20 protein-coding genes and 1 tRNA gene are annotated in these 18,338 nt (G+C 56.3%); 14 read left to right on the plus strand and 7 right to left on the minus strand.

Translation table 11 applies throughout. The features are described 5' to 3' along the window. Window positions 1-4: 4 nt before the first annotated feature. Window positions 5-373 (minus strand): bifunctional dihydroneopterin aldolase/7,8-dihydroneopterin epimerase, encoded by a 369-nt coding sequence (gene folB, locus ACSVHP_RS17185; protein WP_234674312.1) that lies wholly within the window; start codon window positions 371-373, stop codon window positions 5-7. Between the two features lie 107 nt (window positions 374-480). Here folB and plsY point away from each other — a divergent pair, with 107 nt between their 5' ends. The 9 genes from plsY (at window position 481) to ureG (ending at window position 6,841) form a co-directional block, all read left to right on the plus strand. Then, window positions 481-1,095, plus strand: coding sequence for a glycerol-3-phosphate 1-O-acyltransferase PlsY (plsY, locus tag ACSVHP_RS17190; RefSeq protein ID WP_234674311.1), 615 nt, complete (start codon window positions 481-483; stop codon window positions 1,093-1,095). Window positions 1,096-1,357: 262 nt separating this feature from the next. Beyond that, complete coding sequence (locus tag ACSVHP_RS17195; protein ID WP_447552540.1) at window positions 1,358-2,185, plus strand: urease accessory protein UreD; 828 nt, start codon at window positions 1,358-1,360, stop codon at window positions 2,183-2,185. A 10-nt stretch (window positions 2,186-2,195) separates the two neighbouring features. Beyond that, window positions 2,196-2,498 carry an urease subunit gamma gene (locus ACSVHP_RS17200; RefSeq protein WP_181620843.1) on the plus strand — a complete coding sequence of 101 codons (303 nt, stop codon included), beginning with the start codon at window positions 2,196-2,198 and terminating at the stop codon, window positions 2,496-2,498. A 9-nt stretch (window positions 2,499-2,507) separates the two neighbouring features. Continuing rightward, window positions 2,508-2,822, plus strand: a complete 315-nt coding sequence (locus ACSVHP_RS17205) for an urease subunit beta (RefSeq protein ID WP_417314990.1) — start codon at window positions 2,508-2,510, stop codon at window positions 2,820-2,822. Continuing rightward, the gene (gene ureC / locus ACSVHP_RS17210; protein WP_447552542.1) at window positions 2,815-4,518 is read left to right on the plus strand and encodes an urease subunit alpha; all 1,704 of its coding nucleotides are present in this window, start codon (window positions 2,815-2,817) and stop codon (window positions 4,516-4,518) included. The genes ACSVHP_RS17205 and ureC overlap by 8 nt, the downstream gene beginning before the upstream one ends. A gap of 9 nt (window positions 4,519-4,527) precedes the next feature. Then, a complete protein-coding gene (gene ureE, locus ACSVHP_RS17215; protein WP_447552543.1) occupies window positions 4,528-4,992 on the plus strand; it encodes an urease accessory protein UreE in 465 nt (154 codons plus the stop codon). Between the two features lie 9 nt (window positions 4,993-5,001). After that, window positions 5,002-5,541, plus strand: a complete 540-nt coding sequence (locus ACSVHP_RS17220) for a HupE/UreJ family protein (protein WP_447552544.1) — start codon at window positions 5,002-5,004, stop codon at window positions 5,539-5,541. Then, window positions 5,541-6,215: an urease accessory protein UreF gene (locus ACSVHP_RS17225; protein WP_447552545.1), complete on the plus strand. Its 675-nt coding sequence runs from the start codon at window positions 5,541-5,543 to the stop codon at window positions 6,213-6,215. Before ACSVHP_RS17220 ends, ACSVHP_RS17225 begins: the two co-directional genes overlap by 1 nt. A gap of 8 nt (window positions 6,216-6,223) precedes the next feature. Next, window positions 6,224-6,841 (plus strand): urease accessory protein UreG, encoded by a 618-nt coding sequence (gene ureG, locus ACSVHP_RS17230; protein ID WP_417314999.1) that lies wholly within the window; start codon window positions 6,224-6,226, stop codon window positions 6,839-6,841. A 33-nt stretch (window positions 6,842-6,874) separates the two neighbouring features. Here ureG and ACSVHP_RS17235 read toward each other — a convergent pair whose 3' ends face one another. After that, window positions 6,875-8,974 carry a serine protease gene (locus tag ACSVHP_RS17235; RefSeq protein ID WP_447552546.1) on the minus strand — a complete coding sequence of 700 codons (2,100 nt, stop codon included), beginning with the start codon at window positions 8,972-8,974 and terminating at the stop codon, window positions 6,875-6,877. Between the two features lie 308 nt (window positions 8,975-9,282). On the opposite strand from ACSVHP_RS17235, the gene ACSVHP_RS17240 reads away from it, so the two are divergent. After that, entirely contained in the window at window positions 9,283-9,969 is a 687-nt protein-coding gene (locus ACSVHP_RS17240; protein ID WP_417313781.1) for a LuxR C-terminal-related transcriptional regulator, read from the plus strand. Window positions 9,970-9,990: 21 nt separating this feature from the next. Here the strand turns inward: ACSVHP_RS17240 and tsaD are convergent, their stop codons facing one another. After that, entirely contained in the window at window positions 9,991-11,004 is a 1,014-nt protein-coding gene (gene tsaD, locus ACSVHP_RS17245) for a tRNA (adenosine(37)-N6)-threonylcarbamoyltransferase complex transferase subunit TsaD (RefSeq protein WP_447552547.1), read from the minus strand. Between the two features lie 237 nt (window positions 11,005-11,241). Between tsaD and rpsU the strand changes: the two genes are divergently transcribed. From rpsU to rpoD, 3 genes are all read left to right on the plus strand, one after another. Continuing rightward, window positions 11,242-11,457: a 30S ribosomal protein S21 gene (gene rpsU, locus ACSVHP_RS17250; RefSeq protein ID WP_001144069.1), complete on the plus strand. Its 216-nt coding sequence runs from the start codon at window positions 11,242-11,244 to the stop codon at window positions 11,455-11,457. A 115-nt stretch (window positions 11,458-11,572) separates the two neighbouring features. After that, window positions 11,573-13,318, plus strand: coding sequence for a DNA primase (dnaG, locus tag ACSVHP_RS17255; RefSeq protein WP_234674300.1), 1,746 nt, complete (start codon window positions 11,573-11,575; stop codon window positions 13,316-13,318). A gap of 130 nt (window positions 13,319-13,448) precedes the next feature. Further along, the gene (gene rpoD / locus ACSVHP_RS17260; protein ID WP_420536306.1) at window positions 13,449-15,332 is read left to right on the plus strand and encodes an RNA polymerase sigma factor RpoD; all 1,884 of its coding nucleotides are present in this window, start codon (window positions 13,449-13,451) and stop codon (window positions 15,330-15,332) included. A gap of 512 nt (window positions 15,333-15,844) precedes the next feature. On the opposite strand, the gene mug is transcribed toward rpoD, so the two are convergent. Next, a complete protein-coding gene (gene mug / locus ACSVHP_RS17265; RefSeq protein ID WP_234674298.1) occupies window positions 15,845-16,351 on the minus strand; it encodes a G/U mismatch-specific DNA glycosylase in 507 nt (168 codons plus the stop codon). A gap of 124 nt (window positions 16,352-16,475) precedes the next feature. Between mug and ACSVHP_RS17270 the strand changes: the two genes are divergently transcribed. Further along, window positions 16,476-16,551 (plus strand) — tRNA-Ile (locus ACSVHP_RS17270). Between the two features lie 161 nt (window positions 16,552-16,712). On the opposite strand, the gene ACSVHP_RS17275 is transcribed toward ACSVHP_RS17270, so the two are convergent. From ACSVHP_RS17275 to ACSVHP_RS17285, 3 genes are all read right to left on the minus strand, one after another. Beyond that, window positions 16,713-17,252 (minus strand): hypothetical protein, encoded by a 540-nt coding sequence (locus tag ACSVHP_RS17275; RefSeq protein ID WP_309470651.1) that lies wholly within the window; start codon window positions 17,250-17,252, stop codon window positions 16,713-16,715. Window positions 17,253-17,363: 111 nt separating this feature from the next. Continuing rightward, window positions 17,364-17,714, minus strand: a complete 351-nt coding sequence (locus ACSVHP_RS17280) for a hypothetical protein (RefSeq protein ID WP_309470652.1) — start codon at window positions 17,712-17,714, stop codon at window positions 17,364-17,366. Then, window positions 17,711-18,325: a tail assembly protein gene (locus ACSVHP_RS17285; protein ID WP_309470653.1), complete on the minus strand. Its 615-nt coding sequence runs from the start codon at window positions 18,323-18,325 to the stop codon at window positions 17,711-17,713. Before ACSVHP_RS17285 ends, ACSVHP_RS17280 begins: the two co-directional genes overlap by 4 nt. Window positions 18,326-18,338: the final 13 nt, after the last annotated feature.

An 18,338-nucleotide genomic window follows, 5' to 3' on the forward strand; every position in this document is an offset into this window, starting at 1 on the left:
GACGTTAAATGTTTCCTTTCAGATTATTGCTACGCTCAATAACCACGCCGACATTTGCCGCGCGCGCCACGGCGCCTGGCTTACTGAGTTTGATACGTACCCAGGGTGAATTAAAACGGGTCAGCAGCAGCTCCGCGACCTCTTCAGCCACGCGTTCTACCAGCGCAAAACGCTGACCTTCCACATGACCGACCACCGCGTCACTGATGTCGGCATAGCTCAGACAGTCGTTCACGTCATCGCTTTTTGCCGACGTGCGATTATCCCAGCCCATTTCGATATCGAACACCAGCTTCTGTTCGATGGTCTGTTCCCAGTCGTAAACACCAATAGTGGTGATTACCGAAAGTTGCTCTATAAATACAATATCCATCACGACCTGCCTGCTTTTTGGCTAAACCGGATACCACTTCCGGCGAATTATGCGTATTATCCACAGATGCTGAGACTACAGATACATTTTCACAACGGAACAGCGTTATGAGTGCAATCGCGCCTGGAATGATCCTCCTCGCCTACCTTTGCGGCTCAATCTCCAGCGCCATTCTGGTCTGCCGCATCGCCGGGTTACCTGACCCGCGCGTCAGCGGTTCCGGGAATCCCGGGGCGACCAATGTACTACGAATTGGCGGCAAGGGAGCAGCCGTAGCGGTTCTGATTTTTGATGTATTGAAAGGAATGTTACCCGTCTGGGGCGCATATGCTCTGGGCGTCACGCCGTTCTGGCTTGGCCTGATCGCCATCGCCGCCTGCGTGGGCCATATCTGGCCCGTCTTTTTTGGTTTTAAAGGCGGCAAAGGCGTTGCCACCGCGTTTGGGGCGATTGCGCCTATCGGCTGGGATTTAACGGGCGTGATGGCGGGCACCTGGCTGTTGACGATCCTGCTGAGCGGCTATTCGTCGCTCGGGGCGATTGTGAGCGCGCTGATTGCCCCGTTTTACGTCTGGTGGTTTAAGCCGCAGTTCACCTTCCCGGTCTCGATGTTGTCTTGTCTTATTTTGCTTCGCCATCACGATAATATTCAGCGCTTGTGGCGCAGACAGGAAACGAAGATCTGGACGAAGCTGAAGCGCAAGAAGAAAGAGCCGCAGTAGCTGCCTGCAAATGCCGGGTGGCGCTGACGCTTACCCGGCCTACGAACTGACATTCCCTCAACCTTTTGTGCTGCCTGCAAATGCCGGGTGGCGCTTGCGCTTACCCGGCCTACGTGTTCGAGCTTTTTGTAGGCCGGGTAAGGCGAAGCCGTCACCCGGCTTTTTTATTGCCGATACCCCATCCATAAGCGACTCATATGACCCCGTTCATTTCCGCCAGGGCATACTAAAACCATCCCGAACACGCCCAAATGGATGCAGCATGTCAGCACCTCAGGTCACTGATAACGCACATAAAGGCTGGCAAGCATCCCTTGACCTGCGGTTTTGCCACACCCCTGAAAAAACCATCCTGTTCTCTGCTCACCACGTCGGTCCGCTCACCGTTCAACGCCCGTTTTATCCTGAAGACGAAACCTGCCACCTTTACCTGCTTCATCCCCCGGCGGGGATCGTGGGCGGCGATACGCTCGATATCGCCGTTCACCTGGACGCCGCGTGTCACGCGCTGATCACCATGCCCGGCGCGAGCAAGTTCTACCGCAGCAGCGGCCAGCTGGCGCGCCTTGAGCAGCATTTTTATCTCGACGACGATGCCACGCTGGAGTGGCTCCCCCAGGACACCATTTTCTTTCCCGGCGCGAACGCCCGGCTGCGATCCGTCTTTCATTTACAGCCCTCCAGCACCCTGCTGGCCTGGGAGCTGTACTGCCTGGGCCGCCCGGTGATTAACGAAACCTTCAGCCACGGCACGCTGGAGAGCCGCCTTGAGGTCTGGCGCGACGGCGAGCCGCTGTTGATTGAGCGTCAGCATCTTGCCGCCGGGGATTTATCCCCCGTGGCGCACCAGCCGTGGGTGGGGACGCTGCTGTTCCATCCCGCCAGCGACGACATGCTCGAGCGGGTGCGCGAGCAGCTTTCCCCCTTTGAGCATTTCGCCGGAGCCACGCTTACCGACGGCCTGCTGTCGGTGCGTTTTCTCTCTGACGACAACCTGATTTGCCAGCGGGTGATGCGCGATATCTGGCAGTCGCTGCGCCCGCTTTTAACCCCGAAAACCGCCTGTTCGCCCCGCATCTGGCAGACATAAGAGAAACGTTATGGAACTGACCCCCAGAGAAAAAGACAAGCTGTTGTTATTCACCGCCGCGCTGGTCGCCGAACGCCGCCTTGCGCGCGGGGTGAAGCTCAACTACCCGGAATCGGTCGCCCTGATCAGCGCCTTCATTATGGAAGGCGCGCGCGACGGCGAAACCGTGGCGGCATTGATGGAAGCGGGCCGCCACGTGCTTACGCGCGCCCAGGTGATGGAGGGTGTCCCGGAGATGATCCCCGACATTCAGGTCGAGGCCACCTTCCCGGACGGATCGAAGCTCGTCACCGTTCACAATCCGATCGTGTAAGGAGCCGTCATGATCCCAGGCGAATATCAGATCCAGTCCGGCACCATCGCCCTGAACGTCGGGCGAGAAACGCTCAGCGTTGTCGTTGAAAACCACGGCGACAGGCCGATTCAGGTCGGATCGCACTACCACTTTTACGAGGTCAATCCGGCGCTGAAGTTCGATCGGGAAGCGACCCGGGGCTATCGGCTGAATATTCCGGCAGGCACCGCGGTGCGTTTTGAGCCCGGCCAGAAGCGCGAGGTCACGCTGGTGCGGGTTGCAGGCGCGCAGCGGCTGTTCGGCTTTCGCGGTGAGGTCATGGGAGAGATGAAAAATGGCTGAAATATCACGCCGGGCCTATGCGGACATGTTCGGCCCCACCACCGGCGACAGGGTGCGTCTGGCCGATACCGAACTGTGGATCGAGGTGGAAAACGATCTGACGGTTTACGGTGAAGAGGTCAAATTCGGCGGCGGAAAAGTGATCCGCGACGGGATGGGTCAGGGGCAGATGACCGCAGACGACTGCGTGGATCTGGTGCTCACCAACGCGCTGATTGTCGATCACTGGGGGATCGTGAAGGCCGATATCGGCGTCAAAAACGGGCGGATCTTCGCCGTGGGCAAAGCCGGAAACCCTGACATTCAGCCGGGCGTAACGATCCCGATTGGCGCCGCGACGGAGGTAATCGCCGCCGAAGGGAAGATCGTCACCGCTGGCGGGATCGACACCCATATCCACTGGATCTGCCCGCAGCAGGCGGAAGAGGCGCTGGTGTCCGGCGTGACGACGATGATCGGCGGCGGCACCGGGCCTGCGGCAGGCACCAACGCCACCACCTGTACGCCGGGGCCGTGGTACATCGCCCGCATGTTGCAGGCCGCCGATACGCTGCCGGTGAATATTGGCCTGCTCGGTAAAGGCAACGGCTCGAACCCGGACGCCCTGCGCGAGCAAATCGCCGCCGGCGCTATCGGCCTGAAAATTCACGAAGACTGGGGCGCGACGCCCGCCGCGATTAACTGCTCGCTGACGGTTGCCGACGAGATGGATATTCAGGTGGCGCTGCACAGCGATACCCTGAACGAGTCCGGGTTTGTCGAAGACACGCTGGCGGCCATTGGCGGGCGCACTATCCATACCTTCCACACCGAAGGGGCGGGCGGCGGCCACGCGCCGGATATCATCACCGCCTGCGCGCACCCGAATATTCTGCCCTCCTCCACTAACCCGACGCTGCCCTACACGGTCAACACCATCGACGAGCATCTCGACATGCTGATGGTCTGCCATCACCTCGATCCGGATATCGCCGAGGACGTGGCCTTTGCCGAGTCGCGCATTCGCCGGGAGACCATCGCCGCCGAAGATGTGCTGCACGACATCGGCGCCTTCTCGCTCACCTCGTCGGATTCCCAGGCGATGGGGCGCGTGGGCGAGGTGATTATCCGCACCTGGCAGGTGGCGCACCGCATGAAGGTGCAGCGGGGTGCGCTGCCGGAAGAAACGGGCGATAACGATAACTTCCGCGTGAAGCGCTACGTCGCCAAATACACCATTAACCCGGCGCTGACCCACGGTATCGCCCACGAGGTCGGCTCCATCGAGGCGGGCAAGCTGGCGGATCTGGTGGTCTGGTCCCCCGCGTTCTTTGGCGTGAAGCCCGCCACCATTGTTAAAGGCGGGATGATCGCCTGCGCGCCGATGGGCGATATCAACGCCTCGATCCCCACGCCGCAGCCCGTTCACTATCGCCCGATGTTTGGCGCGCTGGGTGCCGCACGCCACGCCACGCGACTGACGTTTATCTCGCAGGCCGCAGACGCAAACGGCCTTGCCGGACGGCTCAACCTGCAAAGCGCCACGGCGGTGGTCAGAGGCTGTCGCAGCGTGAAGAAGGCCGACATGATCCACAACGGCCTGCAACCGAACATCACCGTTGATGCCCAGACCTACGAGGTGCGCGTCGACGGGGAATTAATCACCAGCGAACCGGCTGAGGTTTTGCCGATGGCACAACGCTATTTTCTGTTTTAAGGAGCGACGATGATCTACCTGACCCAACGCCTTGACCATGCCCACCGCGCCACCGCCAGCGTCACGCTGCCCATCGACGTGCGGGTTAAAAGCCGCGCCAGAGTCGCCCTGAGCGACGGCCGGGAAGCCGGGCTGATGCTGCCGCGCGGGCTGCTGCTGCGCGGCGGGGATCTTCTGGCAACGGAGGACGGCCGCGACGTGGTCGAAGTGATCGCCGCCCCGGAATCGGTGTCGGTGGTGCGCTGCGCCGACCCTTTCCTGCTCGCCCGCGCCTGCTATCACCTGGGCAATCGCCACGTTCCGCTGCAAATCATGCCCGGCGAGCTGCGCTATCACCACGACCATGTTCTCGACGATATGCTGCGCCAGTTCGGGCTGGAGGTGACTTACGCCAGCCTGCCGTTTGAGCCGGAAGCGGGCGCTTACGCCAGCGATGCCCACGGCCATAGCCACTCTCACGCCCACTCACATTAAGGATTAATCATGCGTAAGTACTTACCTCTGCTGCTGCTGGCCTTTTCCGTTCCTGCACTGGCGCATCCGGGCCACGGCGCGGACAGCTTCCAGGCCGGTTTTTTCCATCCGTTGACCGGGCTCGATCACCTGCTGATGCTCACCGGCGCGGGCGTGCTCTCGGCCCTGAGCGGCCGCAAACTGCTGCTGCCTTTTGCCACCCTCGGCATGATGCTGGCGGGCGCTATTGCGGGCAGCCTGCTCGGCGGCTTTAGCGGCATGGAAATGCTGATCATCGCCTCGCTGGCGGTCTGTGGCGTGATGATGTTTAAAACCGAAAACCGCCTGCTGCTGGCCGTCCCGGCGCTGGCGATGTTCCACGGCTGGGCGCACGGCGTAGAGATGTCTGGCCACAGCTTCTGGCTGTTCACCAGCGGCTTTATGCTGGCCAGCGCCACGGTGCTGTGCGCGAGCTTCGCCGCCGGATTGCTGCTGCGCCGCCACGACGGCCTGCGTAAAACCTTTGGCGGCGGGCTGATTGTCTCCGCCCTGCTGGCGCTGATGAGCTAATGGCGCACGCCCGTCGGTGGCTGCGCCTGATGCAGCTCTCCAGCAGCAGCCTGCCGATCGGGTCGTTTACCTGGTCGCAGGGGCTGGAGTGGGCCGTCGAAGCGGGCTGGGTCACCAGCGTGGACGCGTTCCGGCGCTGGCAGACGCAGCAGATGGAGCAGAGCTTTTTCTGCGTCGATCTGCCGCTGTTCGCCCGCCTTTACCGGGCCTGCGAGGAGGAGGATCTGGCGGCGGCAAGGCGCTGGACCGCGTATCTCCTCGCCTGTCGGGAAACCCGCGAGCTGCGCGAAGAGGAGCGCAACCGCGGGGCGGCCTTTACGCGGCTGGTTAAAAGCTGGGAGCCGGACTGCCCGGCCGCGTGGCTGACGCTGATGGCGCAAAGCCAGCTCGGCGGTATGGCGTGGCTCGGCGTGCGCTGGGGCATTGACGCGCGCGAGCTGGCGCTCAGCCTGGGCTACAGCTGGATCGAGAGCGCGGTGATGGCGGGCGTCAAGCTTGTTCCCTTCGGACAGCAGGCGGCGCAGCAGCTTATTATCGATCTGAGCGATCGCTACGCCGCAGGATTTGAACAGGCCTTTTTCCGCGCCGATGACGAACTGGGGGCCGCCACGCCGCTCTCGGCTATCGCCTCCGCGCGCCACGAAACACAATATTCACGGATCTTTCGTTCCTGAGGTACAACATGGCTGATTACAAACATCCCCTGCGCGTTGGCGTGGGCGGCCCGGTAGGCTCCGGCAAAACCGCCCTGCTGGAAGCCCTCTGCAAGGCAATGCGCGACACCTACCATCTGGCGGTGGTGACTAACGATATCTACACCAAAGAGGATCAGCGCATCCTGACCGAAGCGGGCGCGCTGGCGCCGGAACGCATCGTCGGGGTGGAAACCGGCGGCTGTCCGCATACCGCCATCCGCGAAGACGCCTCGATGAACCTGGCGGCGGTAGAAGCCTTAAGCGAGAAGTTCGGCAATCTAGATCTGATCTTCGTGGAAAGCGGCGGCGATAACCTGAGCGCGACCTTTAGCCCGGAGCTGGCCGATCTGACGATCTACGTGATCGACGTGGCCGAAGGGGAGAAGATCCCGCGCAAGGGCGGGCCGGGGATCACCAAATCCGATTTTCTGGTGATCAACAAAACCGATCTCGCGCCGTACGTGGGCGCGTCGCTGGAGGTAATGGAGCGCGATACTAACCGGATGCGCGGCGAACGCCCCTGGACCTTCACCAACCTGAAGGCGGGTGACGGCCTGGCGAATATTATTGCGTTTCTCGAAGTGAAAGGGATGCTGAAGGTATAAAAAAAGCCTGGCGAGATGCCAGGCTTTGCGCGGTTATTTACAGCTGTTGCCGGTCGCGCCCTGCGCGCGCCAGGCGCCCCAGGTGCCGCCTTTGCCCGGCTCTTCCTGGCCCGGGTTGACGTACCACTGGTTGAACCAGATTTTGCCGTTATGCGAAACCTTCGTACACTTGATCGGGTAGGCGATTTTCGCGTTGTAGGCGGGCACGGTGACCACCACGGGCTCGTCTTTCGCAGGGGTTGTATCCTGCGCCGGGGTGTTATCTTTTGCCGACGTGTCGTCCTTCGCAGGGGTGTCGTCTTTCGCTGGCGTATCATCCACCACAGGCGCAGCAGGTTTGGTGACGTGGATGGTCATGCTGTCCTGCGCGGTGCGGCCGTCTGCGCCGGTGGTGGTCAGCGTAAAGGTCGCGTCACCTTCGGTATTAGCCGGGATCACCGCGTAGGCGGTTGCCGAATTGACGCTGTTCACCAGCGTGCCGTTCAGTTTCTCCTCCACGAAGAAGGTCCCCGCCCCTTTGGTGACGGTCCAGTTCCAGGCTTTCGCGTTATGGCTTTGGCTACCGTCCAGCGGATAGACCTTCACGCCGCTGGTCGCGGAAACCATGCTGTAATCCGCGCCCGCCGCGGCGGTTGGCGCAGGCAGCGTATCCCCGCCATTTTTCAGCGCCAGAATGCGGGCGACCGCGCGCTCCATGTCCGGCTGGGTGCCGATTTTTGTCGATTCACTTCCCGCCAGCGGCGTTCCGGTTTCCTGCAAAATGGTACGCATCTGCACTGGCGTTACGGTGATGCCGTTCGCTTTGGCAATGCCAGACAGGCTCGCGACCACGCCGGCGATAATTGGGTTCGCAGAAGATGTCCCCGCGAAGGAGCGCGTGTAATGCGTCGCCAGGCCGGCGCCTTTATAGAGATCGCCGCCATAGCCGGTGGTGGCTACGTCCCAGCAGCCCCATGATGAACTGGTCACGCGAGAGCCGTAGGTGCTGAAATAGGCGCGCTTGCCGTCTTTCGCGCAGAAAGCGCCGGCGATGATGGCCCCTGAATCGCGCACGCTGGTATCAAATTTCCCCTTCCAGCTGGGGTGATCGAGGTCGATGTTGCCGTTGCCCGCCGCTTCGATAACGTAAACCCCCTTATCGGTGAGCGCCTTAAAGACGTCGTAATACAGCGCCTTCTCTTCCTGCGGCACGAAACAGCTTGATTGACACGACCCGGTGATTTCCCCGCCACCGGTTTGCATCCCCACCTGCACCACGTCCCCGGCCTTGAGTTTCGGGATCAGGTTATAAAGGTCGTAATACTGGGCGGTGGAATACCCCATACGGCTTTTCCAGGTCAGGCCGCGCATGCCGGTGCCGATGTCACGCGCTGCCAGGATGCCCACCGAGGCGGTATCGTGATCTTTATTGTCTCTATAGGTGCTGTTGCCGCTGCTCAGGCTAATCGGCGGCAGGTTAACATGGTTGTAGTTCCATGGGTCGTTCTCCATAGAGATAATAGTAATACCTTCTCCGTCATTCCCCGGATAACCGAGAACGCTGTCGCGGTTCACGCCGCCCATATAATATCCCGAACGTTTATCACTCGGGGAATTCATATAATCCTGGTAGTCGCGTAAATCCGGTACGGCTGCCGCGCCTGCATTATTCACTGGCGTTGATTTTAAAAGCTGTCGTGCTTTCAGACCGTTGCCGATTTCGTCCAGAGAAACGGGCATTGACTCTGGATAAACAATTTCAACGTTTGGATTATGCTCAAGCTCGGAAATAACATGGTTGATAAAGTTTTTATCAGTACTTTTATCTTCCGTTAATTCAATGCGTCTGTAACGATCGAAACCGTAGCGTGCATCCGTCGCGATATCATTACCCGACGCGGTGCTGCGTAGTTTGTTTGAGCGGAATATGGGGGTCGCAGTTAATGACGGGTCGCTCAAGGTTAACTCAGTAGACGTGGCAGTGGTCGCGGCGGCATTCGATGACTTAAGCAGAGCCTTAGTGGGTTTAAGCTTAACGATGATCGCCGAGTAGGTTACGCCATCCTGAGCAAATTCAGCGTCCGGGGTCGTCTGGGCATGTACAGGTCCGGTTACCGCTGCGCAAATCAAAATAGATAAAAGACTTTTTTTCATTTTAACCAACGTTCCTTAATGGGCTTTAATTATGTGAGTTCCTTTAGTCAGAATGAATGAAAAAAAAGCAGGCGCCAATCAGAGCGCTCTTTTTATGATTAAGACTATTCTCTATGAATTTATAAAAACAAATCCGCCTTTTTCGCGTCAAGAAAAAGAAAAGATAAAAATGGTCAAATGAATTATTCAGGAAAAGCGGAAAAACAGAGTCATTGCAAGCTGCATTTGTTATTAAATTAACTTTTCGCGCACATTAAATAAAAGTCATCTCCAGGTAAAATCCGTCCCCCCTTTGCTGGAGAAAGAGAATGGCCGTTAATATCATCGTCGCCGACGAAAATACCCTTATTCGCAGGGGCGTGAGGGCTATTGTTCAGGCTATCGACGCTCTGCCGACGGATCCCAACAGTAAGCTGACGTTCTCGCTGGTGGCGGAAGCGCGATCGACGGCCGATCTGTTAGATCTCATCGCCCTGCACTCGCCGGATATTCTGCTGCTGGGCTATACGCTTAACCCCGCTGCTGGCCCTAATCCGCTGAGCGGTATGGACGGGCTGGCGCTGGTCAAAGGGCTGAGCCAGAAATTTCCGGGGCTGAAAATTATCCTCTTCGCCCCCTATACCAGCCCGCAGCTGATACGCATGGCGATGGAAGCAGGCGCAAACGCCTACGTGAGCCGTAATATCAACGAAAAATGCCTGCGCGATGCGATGAACGCCGTGATGAACGGTGAGGTCTATATCGAACCGGTCTTAATGAAACTGCTGTTACAGGGCGGAAAGCTGGCAGGAGAAGCGCTGTCACCCCGCGAGATCGACGTGCTGCGCTTAATGTGTCGCGGGCTGAGCCTGACGGATATTTCAACGCGAATGCACATCAGCATTAAAACCGTGAGCGCGCACAAGATTCGGGCAATGGAGAAACTGCGGGTAGAGAATGATTGCGAGCTTTACTGCCTGCTGGCGAGAACCCGGATGTTCGATATTGCTATCTGACATCCGGGGTCATTCAGGCAATCAGGCCTCTGGCAGCTCCGCCAGCGGCCAGCGCGGACGCACGGACACGCTCAGATCGGCGGTGGCCCCTGCGTTCAGGCGTACCATTCCCGCATAGGCAATCATCGCGCCGTTATCGGTACAAAATTCCGGACGGGCGTAGAACACTTCGCCCCGGCGTTTTTGCATCATCTCAGCGAGCTTCGCGCGCAGCGTGCGGTTAGCGCTCACGCCCCCCGCCATCACCAGACGCTTAAAGCCGGTCTGATCCAGCGCGCGCTTGCATTTGATCATCAGCGTATCCACTACCGCATCTTCAAACGCCCGGGCGATATCCGCGCGGGTCTGCTCGCTGTCGTCGTTATTGCGGATGGTATTGGCCGCGAACGTTTTCAGGCCGGAGAAGCTGAAATCCAGACCCGGGCGATCGGTCATCGGACGCGGAAAGATAAAGCGCCCTTCCGTTCCCTGCGACGCCATTTTTGAAAGCATCGGGCCGCCGGGGTAATCCAGACCCAGCAGCTTGGCGGTTTTATCGAAGGCTTCACCGGCGGCATCGTCAATGGATTCGCCCAACAGTTCGTATTTGCCGATCCCGGTCACGCTAATCAGCTGGGTATGACCGCCCGACACCAGCAGCGCCACAAACGGGAACGCGGGGGGGTTATCTTCCAGCATCGGTGCCAGCAGGTGCCCTTCCATATGGTGAACCGGAATAGCAGGAACATCCCATGCAAACGCCAGCGAACGCCCCACCGTCGCGCCGACCAGCAGCGCGCCCACCAGGCCGGGGCCAGCGGTATAGGCCACGGCGTCGATCTCTTTGGCGCTCAGTCCGGCCTCTTTCAGCGCCGCCTGAATCAACGGAACGGTTTTACGCACATGGTCACGAGAGGCCAGTTCCGGTACCACGCCGCCGTAGTCAGCGTGCAATTTCACCTGACTATACAGTTGGTTGGCCAGAAGCCCTTTTTCGTCGTCGTAAATCGCGATGCCGGTTTCATCGCAGGATGTTTCTATACCCAGTACACGCATGACTTGTTTTACCTCGTTTCAATACCGCCGCAGTGTAGGGCCAATGCGGGTTGATGTAAAACTTTGTTCGCCCCAGGAAGAAGGCTCGTGTATACTCCTCACCCTTATAAAAGTCCCTTTCAAAATCGCATCGGTGCTTTACAAAGCAGCAGCATTTGCAGTAAAATTCCGCACCATTTTGAAATAAGCTGGCGTTGATGCCAGCGGCAAACCGAATTTATCAAAGGTGAGAGTTACATGCCGGTAATTAAAGTACGTGAAAACGAGCCGTTCGACGTAGCACTGCGTCGCTTCAAACGTTCATGCGAGAAAGCAGGTGTTCTGGCTGAAGTTCGTCGTCGTGAGTTTTATGAAAAACCAACGACCGAACGTAAGCGCGCTAAAGCTTCCGCTGTGAAACGTCACGCGAAGAAACTGGCTCGCGAAAACGCACGCCGTACTCGTCTGTACTAATCCGTTGAGGACCTCAGTCCTCAATTGACAGACAGAGTAGTAGTCGTAAGGCCGTGCTTCCGGAAGGAATGCGCGGCTTGTTTTCGTTTATAAGTCGCTTAAAATTTTGGGGCATATGGCCGGAAGAATCCCACGCGTTTTCATTAATGATCTGCTTGCCAGAACCGACATTGTCGATCTCATCGACGCGCGGGTAAAGCTGAAAAAGCAGGGCAAGAACTACCATGCGTGCTGTCCGTTCCACAACGAAAAAACCCCCTCTTTTACCGTAAACGGTGAAAAACAGTTTTACCACTGCTTCGGCTGTGGCGCTCACGGTAACGCCGTCGATTTTTTAATGAACTACGACAAGCTCGAGTTCGTTGAAACCGTCGAAGAGCTGGCCGCGATGCACAATCTTGAAGTGCCGTATGAAGCAGGCAGTGGGCCAAGTCAGATAGAGCGCCATCAACGCCAGACGCTGTATCAGCTGATGGACGGCCTGAACTCATTTTACCAACAGTCTCTTAAGCACTCTGCTGCTGAGCCTGCGCGTCAATATCTGACACAGCGCGGACTGAGTGATGAGGTTATTGCGCGTTTCGCTATTGGTTACGCCCCGCCCGGCTGGGACAACGTGTTAAAGCGTTTTGGCGGCAATAGTGAAGATCGTAAATCCCTTATCGATGCGGGAATGCTGGTCACAAATGACCAGGGACGAAGCTACGACCGCTTCCGCGAACGGGTGATGTTCCCCATTCGCGACAAGCGTGGCCGGGTGATTGGTTTTGGTGGACGCGTGCTGGGCGATGCCCTGCCGAAATACCTTAACTCCCCGGAAACCGATATTTTCCATAAGGGCCGACAGCTTTACGGTCTTTATGAGGCGCAGCAGGATAATGCGGAACCTCCGCGCCTTCTGGTCGTCGAAGGGTATATGGACGTCGTTGCGCTGGCGCAGTACGACATCAACTATGCCGTAGCATCGCTGGGCACCTCGACGACAGCCGACCATATTCAGCTGCTGTTCCGGGTGACCAACAACGTCATCTGCTGTTACGACGGCGACCGCGCCGGACGCGATGCCGCATGGCGCGCGCTGGAAACCGCGCTGCCGTATATGACCGACGGACGTCAGCTACGCTTTATGTTCCTGCCCGACGGTGAAGACCCGGATACGCTGGTGCGTAAAGAGGGCAAAGCGGCGTTTGAAGCGCGGATGGAGCAGGCTCAGCCGCTCTCCACGTTTTTGTTTAACAGCCTGATGCCGCAGGTCGATTTGAGTACGCCTGACGGGCGCGCGCAGCTCAGTACGCTGGCGCTGCCGTTAATCAGCCAGGTGCCCGGCGAAACGCTGCGCATCTATCTGCGTCAGGAGTTAGGCAACAAGCTCGGCATTCTGGATGACAGCCAGCTTGAACGTTTAATGCCTAAACTGGCTGAAAGCGGTGCGGTTCGCCCCGCGCCTCAGCTAAAACGCACAACCATGCGTATACTGATAGGGTTACTGGTGCAAAACCCCGAACTTGCTCCGCAAGTGCCATCGCTGGCGGGTTTGAACCACGAAAAATTGCCTGGACTTGGCTTATTTTCAGAACTGGTCAACACTTGTTTGTCTCAACCAGGTCTGACCACCGGGCAACTTTTAGAGCATTATCGCGGCACAAAAGAGGCCGCTACCCTTGAAAAACTGTCGATGTGGGACGATATAGCAGATAAGGATATCGCAGAAAAAACGTTCACCGACTCGCTCAACCATATGTTTGATTCGATGCTTGAACTGCGCCAGGAAGAGTTGATAGCTCGCGAGCGCACACACGGTTTAAGCAGCGAAGAGCGCCGGGAGCTCTGGATGATTAACCAGGAACTGGCGAAGAAATAGAAAAGAAAGCGAAAGACAAAAGTATTTAACGGCTTAAGTGCCGAATATCGATCGGGGAGCCCCCGGCAGCCGCACTGAGAGGCAGCGGCAAAAATACAAGTACGCCCTCGCTTTAAAGGTTGGCAGCCCCATCGCCGACACCAATCAAACGAATAAGTGTGGATACCGTCTTATGGAGCAAAACCCGCAGTCACAGCTGAAACTTCTTGTCCAACGCGGTAAGGAGCAAGGCTATCTGACCTATGCCGAGGTCAATGACCATCTGCCGGAAGATATCGTCGATTCAGATCAGATCGAAGACATCATCCAAATGATCAATGACATGGGCATTCAGGTGATGGAAGAAGCACCGGATGCCGATGATCTGTTGCTGGCTGAAACCTCCAACAACACTGACGAAGATGCGGAAGAAGCTGCTGCACAGGTACTGTCCAGTGTGGAATCTGAAATCGGGCGCACCACTGACCCGGTCCGCATGTACATGCGTGAAATGGGTACCGTTGAACTGCTGACCCGCGAAGGCGAAATCGACATCGCGAAACGCATCGAAGACGGGATCAACCAGGTTCAGTGCTCCGTTGCTGAATATCCTGAAGCGATCACCTATCTGCTGGAGCAGTACGACCGCGTTGAAGCTGAAGAAGCGCGTCTGTCCGACCTGATCACCGGTTTTGTCGATCCTAACGCTGAAGAAGATCTGGCGCCTACCGCCACCCACGTTGGGTCTGAACTGTCTCAGGAAGAGATGGATGATGACGAAGACGAAGACGAGGAAGAAGAAGACGACAGCGATGACGACAACAGCATCGACCCTGAGCTGGCGCGTGAGAAATTTGGTGAGCTGCGTACCCAGTACGAATTAGCCCGCGACACCATTAAGGCCAAAGGCCGCAGCCACGCCGCCGCGCAGGAACAGATCCTGAAACTGTCTGAAGTCTTCAAGCAGTTCCGTCTGGTGCCAAAACAGTTCGACTACCTGGTTAACAGCATGCGCGTGATGATGGATCGCGTCCGTACCCAGGAACGCATCATCATGAAGCTGTGCGTTGAACAGTGCAAAATGCCGAAGAAGAACTTCATCACCCTGTTCACCGGCAACGAAACCAGCGAAACCTGGTTCAACGCGGCTATCGCGATGAACAAGCCGTGGTCTGAAAAACTGCACGACGTGAAAGAAGACGTGCATCGCGGCCTGCAAAAACTGCAACAGATTGAAGAAGAAACCGGCCTGACCATCGAGCAGGTTAAGGACATCAACCGTCGTATGTCTATCGGTGAAGCGAAAGCCCGCCGTGCGAAGAAAGAGATGGTTGAAGCGAACTTACGTCTGGTTATCTCTATCGCCAAGAAGTACACCAACCGCGGTCTGCAATTCCTGGATCTGATTCAGGAAGGTAACATCGGTCTGATGAAAGCGGTTGATAAGTTTGAATACCGTCGTGGTTACAAGTTCTCAACCTATGCAACATGGTGGATCCGTCAGGCGATCACCCGCTCTATCGCAGACCAGGCGCGTACCATCCGTATTCCGGTGCATATGATTGAGACGATCAACAAGCTCAACCGTATCTCCCGCCAGATGCTGCAAGAGATGGGCCGCGAGCCAACGCCGGAAGAGCTGGCTGAGCGTATGCTGATGCCGGAAGATAAGATCCGTAAAGTGCTGAAAATTGCCAAAGAGCCTATCTCCATGGAAACGCCAATCGGCGACGATGAAGATTCGCATCTGGGTGATTTCATCGAGGATACCACCCTCGAACTGCCGCTGGACTCTGCAACCACCGAGAGCCTGCGCGCCGCGACGCACGACGTACTGGCTGGCCTGACAGCCCGTGAAGCAAAAGTTCTGCGTATGCGTTTCGGTATCGATATGAACACCGACCATACGCTGGAAGAAGTGGGTAAACAGTTCGACGTAACCCGCGAACGTATCCGTCAGATCGAAGCGAAGGCGCTGCGTAAACTGCGCCATCCAAGCCGCTCTGAAGTGCTGCGTAGCTTCCTGGACGATTAATCTGTCCTGCTGTGAAAAAGCTCCCAATCGGGAGCTTTTTTTTTGTTTATTCCCTCTATCAATGGGCTGAGAGATCCCCAGTAATTTTTTCTCATAAAGCGATGAGAAGAATTTCATAAAGATAAATGCGTTACAGCGACACCATTGTCCGGCTGTAAATCGCCGAAGCGTTTCCGCAATGCCGGGGCGAGGCGCATGGACGCGCCGAGAGGGCATAGCCTGCATGGATGCAGGCTGGTGCCCGACCCGATAGCATGAAGGAATAAGCTGAGGGCCACCGCGAAGCGGCGATTTTCTTGCCGGGAGCCCGGGTGGTCAGGGAGGCGGCGGTGAGCCTCCCTGACACGTTCACAAGCATTGTGTCAACAGAGAAGCAAGGAACCTAAGGTGAACGGAATGACCACCACAGCCGTATGTTCCCCCTCACCCTAACCCTCTCCCCAAAGGGGCGAGGGAACTGTTCCGTGCCTACATTTTTTCTGGGGTACCCTCAGGTATCAGGCCGCAGAGGATTACAGCCCCCGCACCATCAGCGCTTCATCCAGCTCACGATACGCCTCCACCAGCTTATCCAGCGTCGCCCGGTTCAGCCCGCTCGGGTTTGGCAGTACCCATACCTGCGTCACGCCGATACTGATGCTCTGCTTGCCCCACTGCGCCCCGCGCTGGCTAAACGCCTGCTCGAAGGCCTGCTTGCCGAGGATCGCCAGCGCGGCAGGCTGATAGTCCTCAATCTTTTTAATCAGCTCCCGCCCGCCGGTGCGCAGCTCGTGCAGATTCACCTCGCTCGCCTGCACCGTGGGGCGCTCCACCAGCATGGTGATCCCGCAGCGCGTATCCAGCAGATGCTGCTCCTCTTCCGGCTTGAGCAATCTGTCGGTGAAACCGGCCTGATGGATCACCTTCCAGAAGCGGTTTCCAGGATGAGCAAAGTGGTAGCCCGTGTGCGCCGAAGACTTGCCCGGATTGATACCGCAGAAGACTACGCGAAGGCCAGGGGCCAGAATATCGTTGATCATCTTTACTCCAGTTTATGCATCATCAGTAAAGTATAAAGGATTGATTATGCATTGTTTATAAAATCAGCAGGCAGGAGTGAATGGCTGGATTGCTGAAGGGAGTTACTTTATAATTCACCGCCACGGCCCCTTAGCTCAGTGGTTAGAGCAGGCGACTCATAATCGCTTGGTCGCTGGTTCAAGTCCAGCAGGGGCCACCAAATATCAAGGGCTTACGTTAATTCGTAGGCCCTTAGTCTTTTCTAGGATACCTATAGGATACTTCAGAAGAGTATTAGCAGGTACAAAAAAGGCCGCACGCGACCTTTGAATCAAACATCTGCTTCAGGGTTTAAAAAAACCTCACACAATCGGCGATTATTTAATCAATGAAAGTGTCAAGAGCCTCCTCAACACTTTGATATTTATGAGTGGTCACTCCATTTGTTGCATTTTTCACTTTTGAATAAAGCACCACAGCTCCGCTCAGATCGGAAACTCCAGCATTTTGTAAGTAAGGTACAAGCTTTTCCTCGTAATACTCGATTTCTCTTTGCATTACATCCTCAGGACTTCCCGCAAAAGAGCCTCGAGCAGGAGCATCTCCTCGCGCCACTTGATATTCAAGTACAAAAGTTTTTTTCTCATACTTAAATTCAACTACGCCATCGCAACCCCAAAAATTACCTTTGAGGTTGGAAAAATCGATGGAAGTCTCAAGCCCACCATTATAGGTAGCCTTAACTTTCGGCATCTGTCCGCTGATGGTAAAACCTTTAGATGTAAAATATGCTAAAGAGGCTTCTTGAATCGTCGAAGCGGCATCTCCCATCTGTTTTGCTAAAAGGTCACGACGAGCGGTACTCAGCTCTTCAATTTTCGACTTAAGGTCTTGCAATTTCATTTTCTGGGCTAATGACATAAAAAATCCTTGTTTATACAGAATGTTAGCTGTGCATAATCTATGCTTTCTTATATTACTGCTATAAAAAATCAAATACCATCAATCCAGTTTTCCACCTAAATGCTCAAGTCAATGTATCGTTACCGAAATGCTTTGTAAAACCGACATGCTTGTTGCTAAGGATTCTTTCATGTACTCACACCACCCGGCAAAAATAGCTTCATCTGTACCGGGGTAAGCTGTCAGAAAGCACATGAGGATATCGTCGGTGAGTTTGTCCTGCTGATCCCAGTCAACAATGAACTGTCTAAACAGAGCGTAAGCCTTCGCCGGGTCTTTGTTCTGCCATGTCTCTACAACATTATCGAAAGGAGGAACGATGTAAGTTATCTCCACCGGCAATGGCTCGTATTTTGTCGGTATCAATACCTCTCGGGTAAATACCTCACCTTCTGGCCAGAGTTGCACCTGATTTGTCAAAGCTGATCCTCCACATAGATGCCCGCCGATATGATTGCACCGCCGATACGGCGCTTTCCATATAGCAATGGTACCGGATAACCTTGCGCAGCAGTATTAGTAACGCCGCCAAATGCGTATGAAGCCTTGTTATCTGCACCCTGTTTGCTGGCCAAGCCCGTGGGCTGAGGGGATAGCATTTGCACAATTCCGCCAGCAATCATCGCTGCGCCAAGCTTCCATGCAACCGGCCCCCACGTGCCGCCGCCCCAGGCCTGACCAACCGTAACCCCAATTGCACCTACCACTACCAGCACCGCGCCGAGAATAGTTTGCAGTACCCCCGCTTTTTTGCTGCCGATTAACACAGGCACAATATGAATCTCGCGCCCATTATTCGGAAACTCCAGATCATCTTCTCCAATATTCTTTTTCCCGACATAAATCGCATACGTTAAACCGCGAGCCCTGCTTGAATTCATGTAATTTTCGAATCCTGGAATCGTTACGGCCAGAGCGCGGAAAGCCTCATGAGTAGTCCGTACCAGGCGCTGGTGAGTTTTACCGAAGGTCTTGCCTAGCGGGCCAAACATACGGATGGTCGCAAGTGTTTCATTGTTAGCTAAATTCATCGTTCTACTCCTG

This window comes from Enterobacter sp. 186315, assembly GCF_053290175.1.